4 protein-coding genes are annotated in these 5,438 nt (G+C 58.7%); 3 read left to right on the plus strand and 1 reads right to left on the minus strand.

Annotation, left to right across the window (positions count from 1 at the left end; translation table 11 throughout):
* Positions 1-584: 584 nt before the first annotated feature.
* A complete protein-coding gene (locus tag HMPREF2927_RS02105) occupies positions 585-1,124 on the minus strand; it encodes a hypothetical protein (RefSeq protein WP_070685098.1) in 540 nt (179 codons plus the stop codon).
* A 463-nt stretch (positions 1,125-1,587) separates the two neighbouring features.
* On the opposite strand from HMPREF2927_RS02105, the gene HMPREF2927_RS02110 reads away from it, so the two are divergent.
* From HMPREF2927_RS02110 to ilvC, 3 genes are all read left to right on the plus strand, one after another.
* Positions 1,588-3,390: an acetolactate synthase large subunit gene (locus HMPREF2927_RS02110; protein ID WP_070685100.1), complete on the plus strand. Its 1,803-nt coding sequence runs from the start codon at positions 1,588-1,590 to the stop codon at positions 3,388-3,390.
* Positions 3,390-3,890 (plus strand): acetolactate synthase small subunit, encoded by a 501-nt coding sequence (ilvN, locus tag HMPREF2927_RS02115; RefSeq protein WP_070685102.1) that lies wholly within the window; start codon positions 3,390-3,392, stop codon positions 3,888-3,890. Before HMPREF2927_RS02110 ends, ilvN begins: the two co-directional genes overlap by 1 nt.
* A 275-nt stretch (positions 3,891-4,165) precedes the next feature.
* Positions 4,166-5,194 carry a ketol-acid reductoisomerase gene (gene ilvC / locus HMPREF2927_RS02120; RefSeq protein ID WP_070685104.1) on the plus strand — a complete coding sequence of 343 codons (1,029 nt, stop codon included), beginning with the start codon at positions 4,166-4,168 and terminating at the stop codon, positions 5,192-5,194.
* Positions 5,195-5,438: the final 244 nt, after the last annotated feature.

The following is a 5,438-nucleotide window of genomic DNA, read 5'->3' on the forward strand; positions in this document are numbered from 1 at the left end:
ATTCTTCGGAATCGGCGGGATTTTTGCGTTCCCTCAGTAAATGCAGTTTTGTCGTGCGAGGTGCATATTATCCTCTTTGCTCCTGCATGGGACCCGTCCTCGCAGAGCTCGGACACCCTGATGTCGCGGCAGAGGATATATGCACCTCTGCGTGTATCGGTATTCGGGGTACGCTTCGGTCCCGTCGGGGTTGCGGTAGATGTGCGGTGGTTCAGTATGTGCGCCCCGTGCCTAGCGAACTATGGCGGGGGAGGCTGTCGCCTTTTAGTCTGTTGCCTGGTGGTTGGGTGTTTTGCGTGTGGGGCGGGGGAGGGCTGTCGCGGTTTAGTGTGTTGCCTGGTGGTTGGGTGTTTTGCGTGTAGGGCTGTCGCCTTTTAGCGTGTTGCTTGGTGGTCTGGTGCGCGCCGAGGTGCCGGTGCCGTCCGTAGCGACATCAGGGTGCCCGAAGCGAAGCGAGGGTGGGTGCCCCTGTAGGAGCGAGGATGTGCACCGCCCCTCAAGCGTTCAACATGGTTGCGTGCAGGCATGCGAAAGCCCGCCACCGTCACAAGACAGTAGCGGGCAATCATTTCAAAAAGTCTCTGTTACAGGACCGGCCAAATCCGCGTCACAAACTCGCGGAAATCCTCCACATCCTTACCCTGCTCCAACAAACCAACGCCAAAACGAGTTGCAACCTCAACATTATCCTCAAACGACAAATAAAACGAGCTGCCATTCACCGACTCAAGCGTCACCGCATCATCACCCACACGATACGCATGCAGAGCATTTGTATTATCAATCGTCGTCGCCGTACCCGCAGGCGTCAACGCCGGCAAATTCACCGGAGCAATAATCACCTCATCAGGCGCATCTTGATACCCAACAATAAAATGTTGCTGATCAGGAGACTGATGCAACGCCAAATCAGGATTACGGTAAACAGCACGGCCCGTCGCATACACCAAATTGTATGCACCGTAATTAATAATCTGCTCGTCAAAAACCGGGTGCAGAACCCGAATGAGTTCCTCACCCGTCAAAAACTCGCTACTCTCAACAGAGTTACGGGGGTCGATAACCTCTGCGTACTTACTTGCTTCGGTCAGCTCATCAGCGACCGTGATAATCGGTTCGGTCATAGCATCAGTCTACCGGGGCAACCAACGAAGGTCACGAGTATTCGCACATATTACGCCCAATGACATCCAAAAAAAGCGAGTTTTTCTCACCCGTTCAAAAACCAGCGCCAAAATCCACTCACACGCTCAAGGTGTCCACATCATGAAAGAAGAAGGTTGACTTGGGGGTTTCCGTGTAAAAACCGCCACGACACCCCATAGAGATTTGACTCACCCCCTCCCGGGGCTTCACCATAGAAGGGTGAAGACAGCAATGTACCAGCGAATTATCAACCTTGTACTCGTCGCCTAGGGCGCGCAACAGGGTCAATTCACTGCGACTAAGCGCCCCTAACGCTACCACCAACAGCGAGGGGTATTTTTTATAGCTTGGCACCCCCGGGCATAGGACACGTGAGGATCACACAACCCCCACGCAAAACATTGAATACAACGAAGAACCATTAAGACACGAGGCATTTCCATGACCATGGGATTTTCCACTTCTGATGACGCGGCAAACGCTCCCGCAGAACGCATGACCGGTTCTCAGGCAATCGTCCGCACCCTCGAAGACCTGGGTGTGACTGACGTATTCGGCCTTCCCGGCGGCGCAATTCTGCCGACCTATGACCCCCTGTACGACTCCAAGAAGGTCCGCCACATCCTGGTCCGCCACGAGCAGGGCGCAGGCCACGCCGCTCAGGGCTACGCAGTGTCCAGCGGCAAGACCGGCGTGTGCATCGCAACCTCCGGCCCCGGCGCAACCAACCTGCTGACCGCAATCGCAGACGCAAACATGGACTCCATCCCCCTGGTTGCAATCACCGGCCAGGTGTCCACTAAGCTGCTGGGCTCTGACGCATTCCAGGAAGCTGACATCGTCGGCATGGCAATGCCCATCTCCAAGCACTCCTTCATGATCACCGACCCGCAGGACATCCCTCGCGCGCTCGCAGCAGCATTCCACATTGCATCCACCGGCCGCCCCGGCCCCGTGCTCGTGGACGTCACCAAGGACGCACAGGTCGGCATGATGGAATACCGTGGTATTCCTGAGGACCTGGAGCTGCGCGGCTACACCCCCGTCACCCGCGGCCACTCCAAGCAGATCCACGAAGCAGCTAAGTTCATCACCGAATCCAAGCGCCCCGTCTTCTACGTCGGCGGTGGCCTGGTTCGCGCAGGTGCTTCCGAAGAGTTCCACAAGCTGGCTAAGCTCATCGGCGCACCCGTCGTCACCACCCTCAACGCAATCGGCGCGTTCCCTGACTCTGACCCCCAGAACCTCGGCATGCCCGGCATGCACGGCACCGTCCCCGCCGTGACCGCAATGCAGAAGTCCGACCTGCTCATCACCCTCGGCGCACGCTTCGACGACCGCGTCACCGGCAAGGTCGACTCCTTCGCCCCCGAAGCCAAGGTCATCCACATCGACGTTGACCCCGCCGAAATCTCCAAGATCCGCTTCGCAGACGTGCCGATCGTCGGCGACCTCAAGTACGTGCTGCCCGAACTGATCGAGCTGCTCTCCACCGAGTTCGCAGACCAGCTGCCGAACCTCACCGAGTGGTGGAACGAACTCAACGCAATCCGCAAGGAATACCCCCTCGGCTACGAAAAGCCCAAGGATGGCCTCGGCTCGCCCGAATACGTCCTCGAGCGCATCAGCGCCCTCACCGGCCCCGACGCATACTACGTCACCGGCGTTGGCCAGCACCAGATGTGGGGTGCACACTACATCCAACAAGAAAGCCCCCGCCACTTCGTCAGCTCCGCAGGCCTGGGCACCATGGGCTACGGCGTACCCGCAGGCATGGGCGCAAAGGTCGCACACCCCGACTCCACCGTCTGGGTCATCGACGGCGACGGCTGCTTCCAGATGACCAACCAGGAACTGGTCACCTGCGCACAGAACAACATCCCCATTAAGGTTGCCATCATCAACAACTCCTCCCTCGGCATGGTGCGCCAGTGGCAGACCCTGTTCTACGACGAACGCTACTCCAACACCGACCTGAAGGACGGCCACGGCACCGTACGCATCCCCGACTTCGTCAAGCTCGGCGAAGCATACGGCTGCGCAACCTTCCGCTGCGAACGCGACGAAGACGTGGACGCAACCATCAAGGCTGCCCTCGAAATCAACGACCGCCCCGTCGTCATTGACTTCACCGTCAGCCCCCACGCCCTCGTCTGGCCCATGGTCCCGGCAGGCGTATCTAATGACAAGATTTGGATTGCGAAGAACACTTCGCCCGAGTTCGATCGTGAGGGAGAGAACTAATGGCTCTGCACACTCTGTCCGTTCTGGTAGAAGACAAGCCGGGCGTTCTCACCCGCGTCTCCGGCCTGTTCTCCCGCCGACTGTTCAACATCCTCTCCCTGGCTGTGGGTCCCACCGAAAACCCCGGTGTCTCCCGTATCACCGTGGTCACCGAAGGTGACGCACACACCATGGAGCAGATCACCAAGCAGTTGAACAAGCTCATTCACGTGCTCAAGGTCGTTGAACTGCCCGCCGAATCCTCCACCCAGCGCGACCACATCCTGATTAAGGTCAAGGCAGACCCCGTAGTCCGCCTGCAGATCGTTCAGGCAGTCACCCTGTTCCGCGCATCCGTGATTGACGTTTCCCCCGAGTCCGTTGTCATCGAGGCAACCGGCTCCCAGGAAAAGCTCAACGCACTGCTGGAAGTACTGGAACCCTTCGGCATCCGCGAAATCGTTCGCGCAGGCACCATCGCCCTGGCACGCGGCCCGCGCGCCATGAGCGAACGCATCTAGCGCACCCCACGCTACCCCTGTAGCAGCACTCCCGCCCGCACCACCGAAACCACATATTCGCAGTGTGGGCGGGGGAGCGCCAGGTACTGAAAAGCTCGGTGCAGTAAACCCCGGTACCGAAAATCCCGGTACCCACCCCGACCAAGCAGGGTACAAAGACTTCCAGCCAAAATCTGAGAAGTACTCTCGTAAACCTGTACCCCAAAAGCTATCAAGTAGAATAGTCAATGTTGAGCCCAGCCTGGGCCGCATACCAAACTTACTGAGGAGAAGAAATGGCAGCAACCATTTTCTACAACGACGACGCAGACCTCTCCCTGATCCAGGGTCGCACCGTAGCAGTTATCGGCTACGGCTCCCAGGGCCACGCACACGCACTGAACCTGCGTGACTCCGGCGTGAAGGTCATCGTCGGTCTGTCCGAGGGCTCCAAGTCCCGCGCCAAGGCTGAGGCAGAAGGCCTGCGCGTCGCAACCGTCGCAGAAGCAGCAGCAGAAGCAGACGTCATCATGATCCTGACCCCGGACCAGGTCCAGGCAAAGGTCTACGCAGAGAGCATCGAGCCGAACCTCAAGCCCGGCAACGCACTGTTCTTCGCACACGGCTTCAACATCCGCTTCGGCTACATCACCGCACCCGAGGGTGTCGACGTTGCAATGGTTGCCCCCAAGGGACCCGGCCACACCGTCCGCCGCGAATACGAAGCAGGCCGCGGCGTTCCCGCCCTGGTCGCAGTCGAGAAGGACGCATCCGGCGAAGCACTCGCACTGGCACTGTCCTACGCAAAGGGCCTCGGTGCAACCCGCGCAGGCGTCATCAAGACCACCTTCACCGAAGAGACCGAATCCGACCTGTTCGGCGAGCAGGCAGTCCTCTGCGGCTCCACCTCCCAGCTCGTCCAGTACGGCTTCGAGGTCCTCACCGAAGCAGGCTACCAGCCCGAAATTGCATACTTCGAGGTCCTGCACGAGCTCAAGCTCATCGTTGACCTGATGATCGAAGGCGGCATCGCTAAGCAGCGTTGGTCCATCTCCGACACCGCAGAGTACGGCGACTACGTCTCCGGCCCCCGCGTAATCTCCCCCGAGGTCAAGGAAAACATGAAGGCTGTCCTGGCAGACATCCAGAACGGCAACTTCGCAAAGCGCTTCATGGAAGACCAGGCTGCAGGAGGCCCCGAGTTCAAGGAACTGCGCGCAAAGGGCGAGGCACACCCCATCGAGGCAACCGGCCGCAAGCTGCGCGAGCTGTTCTCCTGGAATTCCGCAAACGACGACTACACCGAAGGTTCCGTCGCTCGCTAAACGGTAGCTCAGCAATAGCTTTCTAAGAATCCGGCGTTCCACTTCTCACCCCGCTATAGGGGAGGGGTGGGGCGCCGGATTCTTGCTGTTTCAGGCCCAATAACAACACTCGACAAATATGTGATTCAGTTCATGCTCACTCGAGTTGCGGGTACTTGCGGAATGCCGTATAGTATTTACTTGTTGCAGGGGAAGCCCTGAAAAACAAGTAAGCGCCTCTAGCTCAATTGGCAGAGCAATTGAC

The organism is Rothia sp. HMSC061E04 (genome assembly GCF_001813685.1).
Classification (GTDB): domain Bacteria; phylum Actinomycetota; class Actinomycetes; order Actinomycetales; family Micrococcaceae; genus Rothia; species Rothia mucilaginosa.